The sequence below is a fragment of the Pelomonas parva genome (assembly GCF_043555835.1).
GTDB classification, from domain to species: Bacteria; Pseudomonadota; Gammaproteobacteria; order Burkholderiales; family Burkholderiaceae_C; genus Pelomonas; species Pelomonas parva.
In genome coordinates this window covers 58086-74836 of sequence record NZ_JBIGHV010000004.1, presented here as the reverse complement: position 1 = coordinate 74836, position 16751 = coordinate 58086, and the positions used below count along the sequence as shown (strand labels likewise).

The window sequence follows — 16751 nt, the reverse complement described above, 5'->3', positions numbered from 1 at the left end:
AGATCAATCCTCGCAATGCACGACGCGCAGTCCCAGGTGCGTTTCGAACGCATCGAAGTCCCGGTCGTCGTGCAGCAGCTCGTAGCCGTCCAGCAGGCAGCGCGTGGCAATCACCGTGTCGATGGTCTTGCGCACCGTGACGCCCTTGGCGCGCAAACGGCGGAAGTTGCGGGCGGCTTCGACGGCGATGTCCGGGCCGCCCAGCGTGACCCTAGTGAGCGACGACAGCAGTCGTTCCACCTCGTTGAACTGCCGTTCGCTGCCGCAACCCTGCAGCACCTCGGTGAGGATGAGGTCACCGACGGCCAGAGGAACGGTGCCGAGCAGCCCATCGAGCTTGCGGGTCTGCGGCGTGTCGGTGCCGCGCAGGTAGTCGATCCAGACGCTGGAGTCGACGAGGATCACTTGCCGTCGCGCCGCATGGCGTCGAGGTCGCCCGTCCATTGCACCTTGCCGCGCAGGTTCCGGATCTCTGCCTGCTGATTCAGCTGCAGCAGTGTTCGCAGGCCCAGCTCGACCGCCTCGCGCTTGGTCTTGGCGCCAGTGGCCTTCAAGGCTTGGGTCATCAGCTCGTCGTCGATCACGATGTTGGTCCGCATGTGTATCTCCTGCGACGGGATACACATTATCTTCGCCTCGAAGACAATCCGCTTCGATGTTCACAAGCCTGATCACCCCGCCCCCCGCCGCCACGGCACCCGCTTCCGAGCGCTTCCTGCACCTCATCCGCCTGGCCCTGGCCGGCGGCCAGTTCGGCAAGCTGCTGCTGTCGGGGCCGGTGGGCGACGACGAGGACGTCGAGCGCCTGACCGTGCGCCTGGTCGAGCTGCGCGGCGAGGCGGCCTTGAGCTTCCTGTGGCGGCACCGCACCAAAGACGTGACCAAGAACCATGCGCCCGAGGCCGGCGTCGCCGAGATCGCCACGCTGCTGGGCGCGCGTTTTCGCAATGCCCACCTGCACACGGCGACCGAGGAAGTGCAGTTCGCCGTCAGCCGCAAGGGCCGCGAGACGCTGCGGGTGACGCGCGTCGAAGGCGCCGAAGCGCCGGTGCCGGCGACCCACGACAAGGCCAAGCAACGCCCGCTGGACATGGCCCGGCCGGTCTGGTCGGCACTGGGCCTGACCCACCTCGTCAAGGGCGAGCCCGCCCTCGTGCCGGCCATGGCGCGCAAGTGGAAGCAGATCAACCGCTTCGTCGAGATCCTGTCCTCGGCCGTCGAAGAGGCCGGCCTGGCCGGCACGGTACGGGTGGCCGACTTCGGCTCCGGCAAGGGCTACCTGACCTTTGCCGTCCACGAGTGGCTGCAGGCCCACGGCCACACGCCGCGCGTGACCGGCATCGAGCTGCGCGATGACATGGTCAAGCTGTGCAACGCCGTCATAGCCGGTGAGCAGATCACCGGCATCCGCTTCGACCAGGGCGACGTGCGCACCCAGGCCGTGCAGCCGCTGGACGTGATGATCGCGCTGCATGCCTGCGACATCGCCACCGACCATGCGCTGCACGTCGGCCTGCAGTCGGGCGCCCGGGTCATCATGAGTTCGCCCTGCTGCCACAAGGAGCTGCGCCCGCAGATGACGATGCCGGCGGTGCTGCGGCCCATGCTGCAGCACGGCATCCACCTGGGCCAGGAGGCCGAGATGGTGACCGACAGCTTGCGCGCGCTGTTGCTGGAGAGCCAGGGCTACCGCACCCAGGTGTTCGAGTTCATCGCGCTGGAGCACACCAGCAAGAACAAGATGATCCTGGCCGTGAAGGCCCAAGGCCTGGCGGCCGAGGCGCTTGCCGCGCGCCGGCCGGAGCTGCTGGCGCAGATTGCGGAGATCAAGCGTTTCTACGGGCTGCGGGAGCAGCGGCTGGAGCAGTTGCTGGCGCAGCACTGAGCGATCCGACGCGCAGCCTGCCGGCGCCTGTCGAATGTGGAAAGATGCGCACGCATCCTCATCGTCCGGCACTCGTGGCCAGCCTTGGGGCGACTTGGGAGAGGTGTCCTTGGGAAACCAACCGCGGTGGCTGTCCGGCGGCGTGCCGGCCGATCAGCTGCACGTCCTGATCATTGACGAAGGCGAGCTGTCGCGCTCGGTGCTCAGCCGCATCCTGCGCGAGCTGGGCGTTCGGCATCAGCATCTGCAACTGGCGCGCCGGCCGGAGGAGGCACGCCGCCTGATCAAGAACGCGCCGCAAGCCTATGACCTGATCGTCAGCGACATGACGTTTCGCCAGCAGGGCCCGCACGACATGACGGGCCAGGACCTGCTGGACGAACTGCGCCAGGCCAAGGGCCTGCCCATGCAGACGGCCTTCATCATGGTGACCGGCGAGGCTCGCTACCAGCATGTCGCCGACGCCCTGGAAGGCGCGCTCGACGACTACCTGCTCAAGCCTTTCACCGCCCGCCAGTTCGAGGAGCGGCTGCAGGTGGTGCTGGAGCGCAAGCAGGCCTTCAGGCTGGTGTTCCAGGCCATCGAGGCCGGCGACTACGCAAAGGCGGCCCTGCTGTGCGAAGCGATGTTCCGCGACAGCCCGACCTACAAGGTCTATGCCGCGCGGATCGGCTCCGAGCTCTACCTGCGCCTGGGCCAGCTCGACGCGGCGCGCCGCATGTTCGAGGCGCTGCTGGCCTACAAGGCCGTGCCCTGGGCCCGGCTGGGCCTGGCCAAGATCGACCTGGGCGGCGCCGATGCCGACAAGGCCTGCCGCGCGCTGGAGACGCTGTTGACGGAGAACCCGGCGTATGCCGATGCCTACGACGTCTACGGCCATGCGCTGCTGGAGGAGATGAAGGTCGAGGCGGCCGTGGACGTGTTCGCCAAGGCGGTGCAGATCACGCCCGGCAATGTGTCGCGCCTGCAGAAGCTCGGTTCGCTGCAGCTCTACCTCGGCCAGAGCAGCGAGGCGGCCAAGCACCTCGGTGCAGCGCTGACGATTGGCGCGCAGTCGCGCACGCTGGACTACCAGGGCGTCGTCGGGCTGGCCATCGCGAGCCTGGACCTGGCCAGCGCCGAAGGCTGCGAGCGGACATACAAGTTCCTGGACGGTGCTCTCGGCCGTCACCCCGACAGCTACCGCGTTGGCATGCTGAAGCTGACCGCCGAAGTGGCGCTGCAGTTGGCGCTGCGGCGTGCCGCGTCGGCGCTGGCGGGCCTGCGCGAGCTGGCCGAGCAGATCGACCGGCCCGATTTCAGCTACGAGATGGCCAGCAACCTGATCCTGCTGCTGGTGCGCTGCGCCGGGCAGCAGCCGATTCCGGAGGCGACGACCTGGGCCACGCGCTTGGCGCGGCGCTTCTGCGTGTCGCGCCCACGCACCCGCCTGCTGGAGCTAGCCGCCGCCGCCATGCCCGCGATCGAGCACCTGGTGCGCGACACCGCCCTCGACATCAACGCGCAGGCGAACGAGGCAATGGCACACCTGGTCAGCAAGCAACACCAGCGCACGCTGGAAGCGCTGGCCGGACTGGCCCAGGGCAGCCTCAACGCCCGCATCATCAACCTGGCCCGCGCCACGCTGAACCACCATGGCCAGCACCTGGCGCCCGATGCTCTGCACCGGCTGCGCCAGACGATAGAGCCCCTGCACGCCAGCTACACCGATGCGGGCCGGCGGCTGCTGGAGCGAAAGGGCTGAGCCAACGGCCGTCAGGCCGCCGCGTCCAGCAGGCCACGCCGAGGCGCTGGCTGCACGCCGGCCTGCGGAGATCAAGCGGTTCCATGGGGCTGCGGGAGCAGCGGTTGGCGCAGTGGCTGGCTATGGGCTGAAGCCGTGCAAGCCCGTGCCTCAATCCGGCTTGGCGAACAGCGACTGCAGCAGGGCTTGCGCCTTGTGCAGCCCTTCCTCGGTGAAGGCCACGGACTTCGCCTTCCCGACAGGGTCGCTGATCAGCCCCTTCTCGTGCAGCCGCCCCATCGCGTCCCAGTCGAAGGACTTCCACGCGCGATCACCGTCATGCAGGCCCAGCAGCAGCAAGGCCAGCACGGCGTCATCGATCCGTTCGGTGTCCAGGTTCATAGGGCCTCCGGTCGCGCCGCAGTCAATGCATCAAGCGGCGAGCGCACGGCGCCGCCGCCCAACTTCAACACATGGGTGTAGATCATCGTGGTGGCCACGTCGGAGTGGCCCAGGAGTTCCTGCACCGTGCGGATGTCGCTGCCGGCTTGCAGCAGATGGGTGGCGAAGCAGTGGCGCCTATTGCCAGCTCGACATAGTATGAAACAACAGTCAAATCGCCAGAAGTCTCAGCTGGATCAAGCGCTTACCGAGCCCGTCGTGGAGCTGGTTAGCGCGACGGTAGCCGTGGTAGGCGACGCCCATCTGCGATTGATAACACGTTGAGCATCATGAAGAGGCGTGCGGCATTTATCGGGCTTTTTGCCTTCGCGACCGCGGCGTCTGCACAGCCGGTCGACGTCTCGTTAATCAGTCTCATCGCTACGCCGAGGGAGTTCGACGGCAAGCAGGTCAGAGTCGTAATAGGCTTCGCCCGGCTGGAGTTCGAAGGCAATGCGATTTACCTCCATCGAGAAGACTATTTGCAGGGCATCACGAAGAACGGGCTTTGGCTCGATGTCGAGGGCGTGCGAAAGAAGTCAGCGGCAAGCGCCAACAATCGATATGTCATCGTTGAGGGTGTCTTCTCGATGACGGATAAAGGCCACTTGGGTCTGTGGTCTGGCTCCATCCAGAAGGTCACCCGAATGGACCCTTGGTCGGCGCCAAAATGACGCTCAACCGGTCATTGCAGCCGACCTGCGCCAGCTCCGCTGGCTGATCGGCTGAATTCCAACGTTGAACCGCACATGCCGCGAACGATCTACTGCTGGCGCTGTCGAATGGATCTTCCGATGCTGACCGAGGACGAGTGGGAGCAGGTCGCTCCTTCGCTTGCGAATGCGGTCACGCAGATCAAGGCATACCGAGAGATGCATCAATGCTCCCTTGCCGAAGCCAGCACAAAGGGCTTTGGCCAAGAGGCTTTGACTGCCTACGAGCGAATCACCGGATTCAAGGAAGCGAACCCCAATGCCTTGTTCCATCACCGGGTCAGTATTTATGGACCGCCTTGCCGAGAATGTGGGAAGCCGCTCCGGACGCCGCAGGCAAGATACTGCGCGATGTGCAGCACGGAGCGGGCTGTGGAGGGCAGCTCTGTTGGCTGAGTCGTTGTGGTTCGATCGAACGGTGCGGTTCAACCTTTTGCTGCAGCGGACGGCTTCGCCGCCCGCTGACCTTTCACGTTCGGCCGCAGAAGCCACCTCTGACGGTGATCGGCAAACGTAGGGCGCCTGGGCGGGTTCTTTCACGAGAAGACTTGCCCTTCTTCCCCGCTTCTCGCAGCACTACTGTCGAACAGTGGGGCAAGAATCTGCGTCCGCGCACGGCTGAGCGAAACGTCTCCAATGACGGAGGAATCCTCATTTCGGCAGGGAAGGAGAGAACAGCATGAGAGTTGGACCAGCTACGACTGAGATCTACTCTGTTCAGAGAACAAGAATTGGCACAACTGCCACGGTGTCGGCCTCAGCCGAATTCGGGCAAAGCCCCATGGCAGCGGATGAACAAGGCGTCAGAAGGGCCGACTTCGGCAGCATGACAAGACAAGACATGCGAAGCTGGCTCAACGAGCAGATTCGCGGCGGCAAGATGTCGCTCGACGAGAGCAGGCCATTCATGGCGATGACAATGAAGGTGCCAGTAGCAGGAGGCATCGGTGAAAGTCACGCGGCCACCGATCCGGAGAGAATCAACTTCGTAGAGAGAGTTCGCGCGGGAATCGATGGCGCGCAGTCTCGCGGCGACATCACTTCAACCAAGATGTTGGAGGCCGCTCTACTGGCCATGTCACGTTCGCAGGGCCACGCGGTTGGCATTGACACTCGCGCGTAGAGAATCCCAGGGCAGTCCAGGCTTCACAAGCCTTTCCCGGTCATCTGTGACAGGTCGGCTTGGAGTTCCCGGCCCGCATCCGCGCCGGCTCGGACGTTTCGCGTCAAATCAATTCTCAGTTCAGGCGTCCGTCGAGAAGTTGAGCGCCCGAGACTGCCTTTTGGGCATTGCAGGAGTCGATCATGAAGACACTGACGTTCGAGATCGGTATCAACGCGCCGCGAGCAGTCGCTTGGGCCAACATGCTTGGTGCACAGAGCTACAAGGCTTGGACAGCGCCATTCTGTGAGGGGTCCTACTTCGTCGGCTCCTGGGGCAAGGGCGCCAAGATCCAGTTCCTCGCGCCGTCTGGCGACGGGATGTCGGCAGTCATTGCTGAGAACACGCCCAACGAGTATGTGTCGATCCGCCACATCGGCATGATAGTAGACGGTGTCGAGGACACCACGAGCGAGAAGGTCCGGGCGTGGGCGCCGGCACACGAGAACTACCGCTTCGTCGATGTTCCGGGCGGATGCCGCGTGACAGTGACGCTGGACACGGTTCCCGAGTACGAGCAGTACATGCTCGACACCTATCCCAAGGCCCTGGCGCGCCTCAAGGATCTCTGCGAGCGGTAGCCAGCGACGCCGCACCCCGGCGCAAGCTGTCGATTTGACGTGGCTTCGTTCGTCGTGCCTTCATGCCCACGCTGCAGAAGGACATCCCATGACGAACGCAACCGACACCCTCAGCGCCATCAGCCTCTTCGTGGAGGACCTGCCGGCCGCGAAGGACTTCTATGCCCGGGTGTTCCAGGTGCCCATCGTGTTCGAGGACGGGAACTCGGCGGTGGCGAAGTTCGAGAACTTGCTGGTGAACCTGCTGAAGGTGGAGAGCGCCGCCGAGATCGTCGCGCCGGGCTCAGTCGCCCCAAGAGAAGCGGGCTCGCGTTTCCAGATCAGCATCTGGGTGGCGGATGTCGACGCCGTGTGCGCCCGGCTTGGCAGTCAGGGCGTCGCGATTCTCACAGGCCCGAGGGACAGGCCATGGGGCATGAGAACTGCCAACTTCGTCGATCCCGCAGGGCACAGCTGGGAGGTGGCGCAGCAGATCGGACAACCATAGCCGCGCCGAAGGCGGCAGCCCATCTCGTGAGAAGACGCCAGTACGGCCCGCCGCCCGGCGGCTTGGCTCAGTGCAAACCTTCGGCGCCAGGAATGGCCGCCGTGTCAACCGGGACCATCAAGTGAACAAGTCCAACGCCGGCGATAACTCTCAAACGCTTGGTGGCAGTTGCCTGTGTGGCGAGGTTCAGTACGCCGTCGTCGACGCGTTCGTTTACGCCCAGAACTGCCACTGCGCCAACTGCCGCCGCGCCACAGGGTCGGCCTTCAAGCCATTCGCAGGCATTGAGCGCAGCAAGTTCCGCGTCACAAAGGGCAAGGAGCGCCTGTCGGTCTTCGGGCAGGCCGACGCCCATGACGCTCACTGCAAGACCTGTGGGTCGCTGCTGTACTCGGTGGTTCGAGAAGGCCAGTTCGTGCACGTCACCCTGGGCACGCTTGTCGATGCGCCAACCATCCGCCCCACGGCGCACATCTTTGTGGGGTCCAAGGCGCCATGGTTCACGATCACCGATGACCTGCCTCAGCACCAGGAGTTTGGCTAGTGGCTGGGTTCATGGCATCGAGCACGTCGTGCCCGCATGGCGCAAAGGAGTCAAGTCAGCGGCTTCTCTTCAGTCGGCATCGGCGCAGCCTCGTCGGGAGGCTTGGGGATGTCGGAAGCGTGGCTCTCCATGTGGGTCTTCTTGCCGGGTTGGGGGGTGTGGTCGGCGCCGGGCGCCACTTCCTCGCCCCGGTGCTTCTTCTGCTGATGCACCTTCTTGTCGTGGGCAACGTTGCGCGGGTCGGTCATGGCTCATGTCGGTAGTTGAAGCCGCATGGTGAGTGCCAGCTTGCCCGTCGCAGGTAGGACAAGCCGACGTTCAGGCCGGGACGATGGCCGGGATCAATGACGCGCTTCGCCCAGTGACGCCTCGACGCGGTCGGCCAGGCGTTCTGCCGTGCCTGCCGCGCTTTCGCCGCGATGGCGCTCGGCCACGGCGCGCGCGGCGGCGGTGAAGCGGCCATCCTCCAGCAGCTGGCTCATCAGCCGGCGCCAGTCGGGGTTGGGGGCGCCGGGCGGCACGGCGATGCCCAGGCCCTGGGTGCCGAGCCGCCGGCCGGTCATCAACTGCTCCATGTGGTTGGCCACTGCGAGCTGCGGCTTGCCGGCCAGCAGCGCCGCAGTGGCCGTGCCCAGGCCGCCGTGGGAGACGACCAGGTCTGCCTCGGCCAGGGCTGCGTCCAGCTTGACGGGCTGCGCCTCGAAGCGCATCTGCGGCCCGGCCAGGCGCTGCGCGGCCTCGGGGGACAGGCCCTTGGCGTGGACCAGTGCGCGCACGCCCAGTTCGCGCAGCGCCTGCATGAGCCGCGCGAATTCGGGGTGGGTGGGGCTCAGGTAGGCAAACACCTGCGCGCCCTTGCCGCCGGGCCAGACGGGCTGGGCGCCGCTGTCGCCGACGTAGGTCGGGCCGCAGAACGGCATGTCGGCGCCATAGCCGCCGTAGTGCGACAGCTCGGGGATGGACGCGATGGCCTGGTGGCAGCCGTCGAAGAGGTCGATCAGGCGGCGCAAGGGCGCCAGGCCCAGCAGCGCCAGCGCCTGGTTGGCCACCGGCAGCAGCAGCGCGTCATCGGCGGCACTGCGCCCGGCGGCGGCGGGGTCCCAGTGCGCCATGGGCGGGAAGTGCTCGCCGCGCGGCGGCACCTCGAAGCTGGTGCCGATGGTCCAGACGGTCATGTCCGAGCCCCGGGACGCCAGCAGGGCGGTGGGCGCGTGGTCGCAGATCAGCACGTCGGGCTGCAGCAGGTCGTACCAGCGCCGCCAGCCGCCGATCAGGCCGGCCAGCCCGGGGGCGTCCAGCCAGCCGGCGGCGGCCAGCACGCTGGTGTAGTTGTGGAGCCGGGGTGGGTTGGCAAGCTGCGGCAGCCAGACGGGCGCCTGGCCCATCGCGAAACCCTCGGCGGCGATGCGTGCGTGGGCACGCGACAGGTCGCGCAGCACGAAGCTCACGTCGTGCCCTCGTGAACGCAGCGCACGGGCGGTCAGCAGCAGGCGGTCGATGTGGCCCATGTTGGCCCCCATCTCCCAGACCATCAAGATGCGGGGCATAGGCGGTGTCGAGAAGCTTTACAAAAAACGAATTAGGGGGGTGAGGTCTGCAAGCTAAATGGCTGTGGGCATTGGAAATTTTCTGCTGGCCCGGAGCTTGCGGGTGCGAGGCGTTCATCGTTTCGCAAAACAACCAAGAAGGAGCACCTGAACATGATCTTGCCCCAATCCAGTCTTTCCCGGCTCACCCTTGCCGCGCTGGCCACTCTGCTGGGCCAGGTCGGCGTTGCCAACGCCGCGCCGGTCGTCGGCGCCAGTTCGATGGCGGCGGTTGCCAGCGGCCCAGCCTCGCCCGCCACGTATGCCACCGGCGACGGCAGCTACGTCAGCAGCCAATCGTCCATCAGCGACCCCACCGGCAGCTCCTATGGCTACGCGTTCGCCAACGTCGGCGGCGCCTATGCGGTCAACTCCAACAGCGCCGGCGTCGGCAACAGCGCGGCGCATGCGCAGTTCGCCCACCGCTTCACGAACACGACCGGCGTGGCCCAGCACTACACGCTGAGCTTCTACATCTACGGCGGCAACATCTCGGCCAACGCCAACTATCGCCCTCTGGACAGCGGCGAGTCCCTGACCTCCAGGTATTCCGCCTCGGTCAAGACGAACCTGAACGGCACCACGGGCTGGAACTCGGTGTTCAGCTCGGCCGCCATCGTCACGACCGATGACACCGGCAGCACGGGTTCGCGCAGCGGCGTCGACCTCTTCGGCAGCGACGACAACTTCAGCGACGGCAACTACGCCTGGAGCGGCGCCTACTACAGCGTGAACCTCGGCATCGTCGCGGCCGGCGACTTTGTCGATGTGCTGTCCGAGGTGGACAACAGTGCAATGGCCAACGTCGGCACCTACACCTTCACCGGCGGCGATTGCGGCTACGGCGACGGTGTTGGCTATGGCGATGCACGCAGCATGAATTGTGGCTACGGTGAGGTGTTCGCCGGTAGCGCGTCGTCCTTCTACGGCGACCCGCTCGAGCTGAACGGTGAACCGCAAGCCTTCGCGCTCACTGCCGTGGACGCGCGTGACCTGCCGGAGCCGGCCAGCCTGGCCCTGGTGGGCCTGGCGGTCGGCGCAGCCGGTCTGGCGCGGCGCAAGCGCAAGCAGGGCGACGGCGAGTGATCGTCACTCGCCCCTGAACGAACAAGGCGCCCTCGGGCGCCTTGTTTTTTCAGGGCCGGTTGAGCAGCGCGCGCAGCTGGGCCTGCATGCGCTGCCCCCAGGCCGCGTCGTCGGCGGCCAGGGCCTGGCGCTCCAGCCGTGCGGGCGTGTCGCCGCCGCCCGACTGCAGCAGCCAGCGCAGGAAGCGCGTCTCCCAGCCGTCGGAGAAGAACATGCGTTCCCGCGTTCTCGCGCGGGCATAGGCGGCGAACAGCTGTTCCGCCGCAGCGGCCAGGTCGATGGCCGGCAGCGGGCCGTCGCGGTCGACGAACTGCGACAGCCAGGACGCATTGGGCGTCGCCTCGCGCGGCAGGCGCAGGTCCATCAGGTTCTCGGCCAGGCGCGTGGCGCCGCCCATCTGCAGCAGGTAATGCGCCAGCAGCCAGCCGGCGGCGCGCGGCGGCAGCGGCAGGCGGTCGAGCGCGAAGAAGGCGGCCAGCAAGGGCGTGCGGCGCAGCACCATCGCCGACAGCGGCGCCAGCGGCCAGTCGCGCAGCACGTGGGCAAAGGCGTTGACCGTGCCGCCGCCCCAGCCGCTGGCCGTCAGGAGGATGCCGTGATGCACCAGCACGCCGTCGGCATCGATGAGGCGCAGGTCGCTGGCCGTCAGCATGGGCAGGTTGCCGAAGCGGTGGGCGCGCAGATGCTTGGCGGTGAAGAGCGGGTCCGGCCGGTCGCCGGCGCCGAGGAAGCACAGGTAGCCGCCGCGTGCCGCGAGGAAGCCGGCGCGCATGCGGGCATAGGCATCGGCGCCGTCGGGCGTCTCGGCGCGCGGGCCGGTGCAGGCGGCGGGCAGGGCGGTCAGCGTCGCCGCGTCGCCCACCCAGACGGCCTCGTGGTGGCTGCCGCTCAGCGCCGCCAGCGCCTGGGCCGTGGCCAGCGCCCAGGCGGGCGGGGCGCCCTGGGCATCGACGATGAAGCTCAGCAGCGGCTGCGGGTGGCGCCGGCTCAGCGGGTCGGCGCGCAGGACGTGGGCCAGCCGGCCGATGTAGCCCAGGCGGTCGTCGCGCTGATGCTCCGTGAAGGGCTGGGCATCGATGATCAGCTCCAGCAGGCGCAGGTGCTTGGGCCCGCGGTCATTCCAGACGGGCTTGGCGCGAAAGCGCCCGTTCTCGATGCTGGCAAGGTTGTTGTTGCCGTGCACCACGTAGTCGCCCAGGCGCTGTTGCAGGTAGTGCACCTCGCCCGTGAGGATCATGGCCACGTGGCCGAGCACGAAGTCCGAGCCCATGCGCCACTCCCAGAGCGGCACTTGCGCCATCACCCGCTGCAGCAGCAGGCGGCCGAACACCATGCCCGAGGTGACGGCGAACGGGAAGAAGTGATGCGCCGCCGAGATGTGCAGCAGCGGCCCGAAGCGCTGCTGGTTGATGACTTCGAACCAGCCACCGGCGATGGGCTCGCCGTCTTCGCCGTCAAGGATGTCGAGGTCGTGGCAGAGGAAGAGGTTGTCGCCGTCCACCTGCAGCGTGCCGAGGTGGCGGGCGATCTCGGCGAGCTTGGTTGGATGGCAGCGGTCGTCGGCATCCAGCAGGCAGACATAGTCGCCGGTCGCCACTGCCAGGCCGGCCGCGAAGGCCGCCGTCTGGCCGCGGTTCTCCTGGCACACCAGCTTCACGTCGTCGCAGCCCGCCCAGGCCTGTAGCCGTTCGCGCGAGTCGTCGGTAGAGCCGTCGTCGACGACGATGACCTCGCGCAGCCCGGGCGGGTAGTCCTGCGCCAGCACGCTGTCGACGGCGCGGCCGACCAGCGCGGCATGGTTGTAGTTGGCGACGATGACGCTGAAGCGGGGCAGGGCGGTTGGATTCATCAGGGGGCTTGGGCTCGCGCGGCTGGCGGAAGCCGAATCCTAGAGGCGCGCCCCGTGCCGCCGCGCCGTGCTCGCCGCCTGGCCATTGCTGCGTCGCACAAAATTCTTTGACAGCGCAGTCGGGCCCTGCCTAGAGTTGCGCCACTTCATGGGAGAACAACATGGATTGGTTGAAGCAGATCAGGATTGGCCCGCGCCTGGGGCTGGCCTTCGGCGTCGTGCTGTGCCTGCTGGCCGCCGTGGCGCTGCTGGGGCGGGCCGCCCTGGGCCAGGTGGCCGCCGGGCTGGAGACGGTCTACCAGGACCGCACCGTGCCGCTGGCCCAGCTGGGCGACATCAGCCGGCTGACGATCCGCAACCGCTTCCTGCTCGCGGACATGATGCTCAAGGCCGAGCCGGCGGTGATCACCAGGCACACCGAGGAGATGGCCAGCAACATCAAGGCCATCGACGAGCTGCTGAAGCTGTACCTGGCGACCCAACTGACGCCGGAAGAAAAGCAGCTGGCCGACCGCTTCGTGGCCGCCCGCAGCAGCTACGCCCAGCAAGGCCTGGCACCGGCGCGCGCGGCGCTGCTCAAGGGCGATGCCGAGGCCGCACGGGCGCTCTACGACGGCAAGGTGGCCGAGATGGCGCCGCAGGTGGCGGCCAGCCTGGGCGAACTGCAGCGCCTGCAGGTGCGCGTGGCCCAGCAGGAGTTCGAGGCCGCCCAGGCCATCCAGCAGCGCGCCGAATGGATCACGCTGGCAGCGGCGCTGTTCGCCCTCGGCGTGGGCGCGGTGCTGGCCTGGCTGATCACGCGCTCCATCACCCACCCGGTCGCCGTGGCCGTGCAGCTGGCCGAGGCCGTCGCCGTCGGCGACCTGCGCCAGCGCATCACCGTGCATGGGCGTGACGAGGTGGCGCAACTGCTGCGGGCGCTGGTGGCGATGAACGAGAGCCTGGTGAAGATCGTCAGCCAGGTCCGCCACAGCTCCGACTCCATCGCCACCGGCTCGTCCGAGATCGCCACCGGCAACGCCGACCTGTCGCAGCGCACCGAGGAGCAGGCCGCCAACCTGGAGCAGACGGCGGCCTCGATGGAGGAGATGAGCGCGACGGTGAAGCAGAACGCCGACATCGCCCGCACCGCGACCCAGCTCGCCAGCAGCGCCAGCGGCGTGGCGTCCCGGGGCGGCGAAGTGGTGGGCCGCGTCGTCACGACGATGGACGAGATCACCAGCAGCTCGCGGCGCATCGTCGACATCATCGCCACCATCGACGGCATCGCCTTCCAGACCAACATCCTGGCGCTGAACGCGGCCGTGGAGGCCGCCCGCGCCGGCGAGCAGGGGCGCGGCTTTGCGGTCGTGGCCAGCGAGGTGCGCGTGCTGGCGCAGCGCTCGGCCGAGGCCGCCAAGGAGATCAAGAGCCTGATCGGCCAGAGCGTCGAGCGGGTGGATGCCGGCTCGCACCTCGTGGCCGAGGCCGGCACCACCATGGGCGAGATCGTCGCCCATGTGAAGCGCGTGGCCGACCTGATCGGCGAGATCGACGCGGCCAGCGGCGAGCAGGCCAAGGGCATCAACCAGGTCAGCGAAGCCGTCAACCAGCTCGACCAGGTCACGCAGCAGAACGCCGCGCTGGTCGAAGAGTCCGCCGCAGCGGCCGAAAGCCTGAAGCACCAGGCCGCGCGGCTGGCCGAGGTGGTGGACCAGTTCAAGCTCGGCAGCGAGGTACGGGTGCCCGCGCCGGCTGCGGTGGCCAAGCGCCGGCCCGCCCCGCCAGCGGCCCGGCCACCCGCCGCGACGGCGGCACCGGCGCGGCCCGTGATGGCCGCCAAGGCCGAGGGCAACTGGGAAAGCTTCTGACCGCCGGCGGCCAGCTGGCCCGGCTTGACCAGCGATTGCTGGCGCCGGCCGCTGACCCACCCGTCAAGGGGCAAGCCCCGTTTCTCTGCGGCTCAACCAACCGAGCCCGGCCAGCCCGACCAGCATCAGCACGACCGAACCTGGCTCCGGCACGGCCGACACGTCGCCGCTGAAGTCGAAGCGCGTCATCGCCATCGAGGGCGAGATGAACTGCCCGCTGCCGAGCAAGCTGGCGCCGCCGGTGGCGCCGACGAAGGCGCCGGTGCCGCCGGTGAAGCTGACCTGGCCGATCAGGCTGAACAGCGAAGCGTCGGCGCCCGGCAGCATCTGCACGCTGAAGCTGCCGTGCAGCTCGTCGCCGTTGGCCGCGACGAAGCGGTTGGTGCCCGTGCCCTGGCCGGTGGCCAGGTCGATCACGTCGCCGGAGTGGTAGGTCAGCGGGCCCCAAATGCCGCTGCCTTCGGCGAGGGTCTGCACCCGCACGACCGGACCGTTGGGGTCGACGACTTCGACGATCTCGGAGCTGCCCTGCACGCTGGCGCTGAAGCTGGCGGCCTGAGCCGCGCCGAGCGTGGCGCAGAGCAGGGCGGTGGAGGCGAGGCGGGGCAGGTGGTGGTGGGTCATGCGGTTCATGCGTGTTTCCTTCAGGCGTGCTGTAGCGGGGTGGGCTTGACGCTGCGCAGGGCCCGGGCGGTCCAGCAGGCGGCAGCGATGTCGATGGCGGCGAAGAGGATGACGGCGGGCGGCGCGATGCCGGCCGCGACGAGCCCCAGCAGCGCGGCGCCGGCCACGGCGCGCCGCCACACGGTGGCTCGCCACAGCAGCGGCGAGCCGGCGTGCGCCGTCAGCACGTCCGTGGCGCCGAGGGCCAGCGCCAGCACGCCGGCCATGCGCACCCAGACGTCCTGCGGCACGGGCAGCGCCAGCGGTGTCAGCAGCGCAGCCGGGGCCAGCAGCAGCGCGGTGCCGGTGACGATCAGGTAGAGGCCGAACAGCCGCACGGAGCGAGCGGCGGGGTGAAAGATGGAGTCAAGTCTTGCCATGGGGTGAACCTTGTTGAACAGGTCACCCATTGCAGGCCAGCGTGGCCCGCGGGGCTACGGGACAGGCGTCCGCTTCGGCGCGAAAACGCGGGCTGCGGCCGGGACAGCCGTCCCGATCTACGAGAAGCCGAGTTCGCGCGCCCGCACGACGGCGTGGCTGCGGCCCTCGACGCCCAGCCGCGTGTACAGGCTGGACAGCCCGTTGCGCACCGTCTTCTCGGCCAGGCCGAGCTGGGCGGCAATCTGCAGGTTGTCGCAGCCGCGTGCCACCAGCGCCAGCAGCTCGCGCTCGCGCGGTGTGAAGGCGGTGCCATTGAACGTGCCCGCACCCGCGCCCACGAACTCCGTCATGGCCTCGCAGAATCGCTCGAAGGCGGGCTCGCCGGCCAGCGGCACGTGGTTGCGCGTGCGCAGCGACTCGAAGCGCGCGCCGGGAATGGCGGCGGCCAGTTCGCGGCCCTGCTCGATGCCAACGGCCGCGTCGCCGTCGGCGTGAAACACCAGCGTCGGGCATTGCACGCGGCCGATCTCGGCCCGCACGTCCAGCGTCAGCCGTGAGCGGAACAGGCTGACCGCGCGCGCCGCGTCGCAGGAGCGGCGCTGCTGTTCGTTCAGTGCGGCCACTTGCTCGGGCGCGCCGTCCGGGATCATCGTGCTGGTGAAGAACTGCTGCACCGGTGCATCCCGCACGCCCCAGCCCAGTTCGATCAGCTGGGCCTGCGCCTGCAGGTAGGCCCGCTGCTCCGCGCTGAGCTGGCGGCACAGCAGGCCGTGCGAATAGCCGCCCAGCAGCACCAGGTGGCTGACGCGCTCGGGGTGGCGCGCGGCGTAGGCGATGGCGGGCGCCGCGCCGCCGGAGATGCCCAGCAGCGCGACGCGTGGCAGGCCGGCGGCCGCGACGACGGCGGCGATCTCCTCGACTGACGACTCCAGGCCGGCCGCCACGTCGTCACTACCCGACAGGCCGCAGCCGCGTTCGTCGTAGCGGTAGACCGTGAAGTTCTGGCCCAGCCGCTCCAGCCAGGGCCGGAACATGGCGGAGACGGCGTCGTACTCCAGGTGCGTCATCCAGTGCCCGGCGCGCAGCAGGGCCGGGCCATGGCCGCTGCGCGCCCAGGCGATGCGCGCACCCGAGGGCAGGTGGGTGAAGCGCAGTTCCTGGCGCAGTGCGGCCGGCGTGGACATGGGGCCACTTTAAGCGGCCCAGTCCTGCTGGCTTACTGCTTGCGCTGGCGCCGACGCACGACCAGCGCGATGCTCATCAGGCCGGCGGCCAGCATGGCGTAGCGGTCGGGCTCGGGCACCACGGCGGCCTGCTCGACGCCGCTCAGGTGCAGGCGCCAGAAGCCGCCCTTCTGGTCGTTGGCGTTGAGGTCGTAGCTGGGCTGATCCCAGCTTGCCAGCGCGATAGGCGCCTCGGCGTCGTAGGCGAAGCCGTCGCCGAGCGTGGTGCCCAGCGCGTCGTTGGAGGCGGCGTTTAGCACCAGCCGGTAGCTGCCGGCCGCAGCGGCCGTGAACTGCAGGCCGGCGTCGAAGTCGCCCGCGCCAGCGTTGATGAAGCTGCCGCCGTCGTCGTCGGCATTGACGATGGCGCCGCCGCTGGCGAGGAAGAGCTGCGGGTCGAAGTTCAGGCCCGACTGCCAGGAGTCGGTCCACAGGCTGACCGTGCTGCCGGCGGCGACCTGGAAGTCGATGACGATCTTGTCGTTGTGGTTGATGGCCTGGCCGGACAGGCTCAGGTCGGCGGCCTGGGCCGAGGTGGCCGCGAGCAGGGCGATGGCGATGAGATGGCGCATGGGAG

The 16751-nt window shown here is 68.2% G+C and carries 20 protein-coding genes and 1 pseudogene; 10 read left to right on the top strand and 11 right to left on the bottom strand.

What is annotated here, in order from left to right; translation table 11 throughout:
* Positions 1 to 3: 3 nt before the first annotated feature.
* Together vapC and ACG00Y_RS11015 are read right to left on the bottom strand one after the other, a co-directional pair.
* The gene (vapC, locus tag ACG00Y_RS11020; RefSeq protein ID WP_394478722.1) at positions 4 to 405 is read right to left on the bottom strand and encodes a type II toxin-antitoxin system VapC family toxin; all 402 of its coding nucleotides are present in this window, start codon (positions 403 to 405) and stop codon (positions 4 to 6) included.
* On the bottom strand, positions 402 to 599 hold the full coding sequence (locus ACG00Y_RS11015; protein ID WP_394478720.1) for a type II toxin-antitoxin system VapB family antitoxin: 198 nt from the start codon (positions 597 to 599) through the stop codon (positions 402 to 404). Before ACG00Y_RS11015 ends, vapC begins: the two co-directional genes overlap by 4 nt.
* Positions 600 to 655: 56 nt before the next feature.
* Between ACG00Y_RS11015 and ACG00Y_RS11010 the strand changes: the two genes are divergently transcribed.
* Positions 656 to 1885 carry a class I SAM-dependent methyltransferase gene (locus ACG00Y_RS11010; RefSeq protein ID WP_394478718.1) on the top strand — a complete coding sequence of 410 codons (1230 nt, stop codon included), beginning with the start codon at positions 656 to 658 and terminating at the stop codon, positions 1883 to 1885.
* 109 nt (positions 1886 to 1994) lie between these two features.
* A complete protein-coding gene (locus tag ACG00Y_RS11005; protein WP_394478717.1) occupies positions 1995 to 3629 on the top strand; it encodes a response regulator in 1635 nt (544 codons plus the stop codon).
* A gap of 150 nt (positions 3630 to 3779) precedes the next feature.
* Here ACG00Y_RS11005 and ACG00Y_RS11000 read toward each other — a convergent pair whose 3' ends face one another.
* Positions 3780 to 4010, bottom strand: coding sequence for a DUF6429 family protein (locus ACG00Y_RS11000; protein WP_394478716.1), 231 nt, complete (start codon positions 4008 to 4010; stop codon positions 3780 to 3782).
* Positions 4007 to 4186 (bottom strand): annotated as a pseudogene (locus ACG00Y_RS10995) (tyrosine-type recombinase/integrase); the annotation flags it as partial. The pseudogene ACG00Y_RS10995 and the gene ACG00Y_RS11000, both read right to left, overlap by 4 nt.
* A 144-nt stretch (positions 4187 to 4330) precedes the next feature.
* Here ACG00Y_RS10995 and ACG00Y_RS10990 point away from each other — a divergent pair.
* The 6 genes from ACG00Y_RS10990 to ACG00Y_RS10965 all read left to right on the top strand — a co-directional run bounded on the left by ACG00Y_RS10990 (position 4331) and on the right by ACG00Y_RS10965 (position 7536).
* Entirely contained in the window at positions 4331 to 4723 is a 393-nt protein-coding gene (locus ACG00Y_RS10990; protein WP_394478714.1) for a hypothetical protein, read from the top strand.
* A 120-nt stretch (positions 4724 to 4843) separates the two neighbouring features.
* Complete coding sequence (locus ACG00Y_RS10985; RefSeq protein WP_394478712.1) at positions 4844 to 5158, top strand: hypothetical protein; 315 nt, start codon at positions 4844 to 4846, stop codon at positions 5156 to 5158.
* Positions 5159 to 5603: 445 nt separating this feature from the next.
* Positions 5604 to 5885, top strand: coding sequence for a hypothetical protein (locus ACG00Y_RS10980; RefSeq protein ID WP_394478711.1), 282 nt, complete (start codon positions 5604 to 5606; stop codon positions 5883 to 5885).
* A 182-nt stretch (positions 5886 to 6067) separates the two neighbouring features.
* Positions 6068 to 6505, top strand: a complete 438-nt coding sequence (locus tag ACG00Y_RS10975; protein WP_394478709.1) for an SRPBCC family protein — start codon at positions 6068 to 6070, stop codon at positions 6503 to 6505.
* Positions 6506 to 6593: 88 nt separating this feature from the next.
* Positions 6594 to 6992, top strand: a complete 399-nt coding sequence (locus tag ACG00Y_RS10970; protein ID WP_394478708.1) for a VOC family protein — start codon at positions 6594 to 6596, stop codon at positions 6990 to 6992.
* Positions 6993 to 7113: 121 nt separating this feature from the next.
* The gene (locus ACG00Y_RS10965; protein WP_394478706.1) at positions 7114 to 7536 is read left to right on the top strand and encodes a GFA family protein; all 423 of its coding nucleotides are present in this window, start codon (positions 7114 to 7116) and stop codon (positions 7534 to 7536) included.
* Positions 7537 to 7586: 50 nt separating this feature from the next.
* On the opposite strand, the gene ACG00Y_RS10960 is transcribed toward ACG00Y_RS10965, so the two are convergent.
* A complete protein-coding gene (locus ACG00Y_RS10960) occupies positions 7587 to 7784 on the bottom strand; it encodes a hypothetical protein (protein WP_394478705.1) in 198 nt (65 codons plus the stop codon).
* Positions 7785 to 7877: 93 nt separating this feature from the next.
* Positions 7878 to 9083, bottom strand: coding sequence for a glycosyltransferase (locus ACG00Y_RS10955; protein WP_394478703.1), 1206 nt, complete (start codon positions 9081 to 9083; stop codon positions 7878 to 7880).
* A gap of 153 nt (positions 9084 to 9236) precedes the next feature.
* Between ACG00Y_RS10955 and ACG00Y_RS10950 the strand changes: the two genes are divergently transcribed.
* A complete protein-coding gene (locus ACG00Y_RS10950) occupies positions 9237 to 10208 on the top strand; it encodes a PEP-CTERM sorting domain-containing protein (RefSeq protein ID WP_394478702.1) in 972 nt (323 codons plus the stop codon).
* Between the two features lie 49 nt (positions 10209 to 10257).
* On the opposite strand, the gene ACG00Y_RS10945 is transcribed toward ACG00Y_RS10950, so the two are convergent.
* Positions 10258 to 12057, bottom strand: a complete 1800-nt coding sequence (locus ACG00Y_RS10945) for a glycosyltransferase family 2 protein (protein ID WP_394478701.1) — start codon at positions 12055 to 12057, stop codon at positions 10258 to 10260.
* A 161-nt stretch (positions 12058 to 12218) separates the two neighbouring features.
* Between ACG00Y_RS10945 and ACG00Y_RS10940 the strand changes: the two genes are divergently transcribed.
* Positions 12219 to 13907, top strand: a complete 1689-nt coding sequence (locus ACG00Y_RS10940; RefSeq protein WP_394478700.1) for a methyl-accepting chemotaxis protein — start codon at positions 12219 to 12221, stop codon at positions 13905 to 13907.
* A 63-nt stretch (positions 13908 to 13970) separates the two neighbouring features.
* On the opposite strand, the gene ACG00Y_RS10935 is transcribed toward ACG00Y_RS10940, so the two are convergent.
* From ACG00Y_RS10935 to ACG00Y_RS10920, 4 genes are all read right to left on the bottom strand, one after another.
* Entirely contained in the window at positions 13971 to 14540 is a 570-nt protein-coding gene (locus ACG00Y_RS10935) for a PEP-CTERM sorting domain-containing protein (protein ID WP_394478699.1), read from the bottom strand.
* A gap of 11 nt (positions 14541 to 14551) precedes the next feature.
* Positions 14552 to 14950, bottom strand: a complete 399-nt coding sequence (locus ACG00Y_RS10930) for a hypothetical protein (protein WP_394478697.1) — start codon at positions 14948 to 14950, stop codon at positions 14552 to 14554.
* 117 nt (positions 14951 to 15067) lie between these two features.
* Positions 15068 to 16135: an alpha/beta fold hydrolase gene (locus tag ACG00Y_RS10925; RefSeq protein ID WP_394478696.1), complete on the bottom strand. Its 1068-nt coding sequence runs from the start codon at positions 16133 to 16135 to the stop codon at positions 15068 to 15070.
* 32 nt (positions 16136 to 16167) lie between these two features.
* Positions 16168 to 16746 (bottom strand): DVUA0089 family protein, encoded by a 579-nt coding sequence (locus tag ACG00Y_RS10920; protein ID WP_394478694.1) that lies wholly within the window; start codon positions 16744 to 16746, stop codon positions 16168 to 16170.
* Positions 16747 to 16751 lie beyond the last annotated feature (5 nt).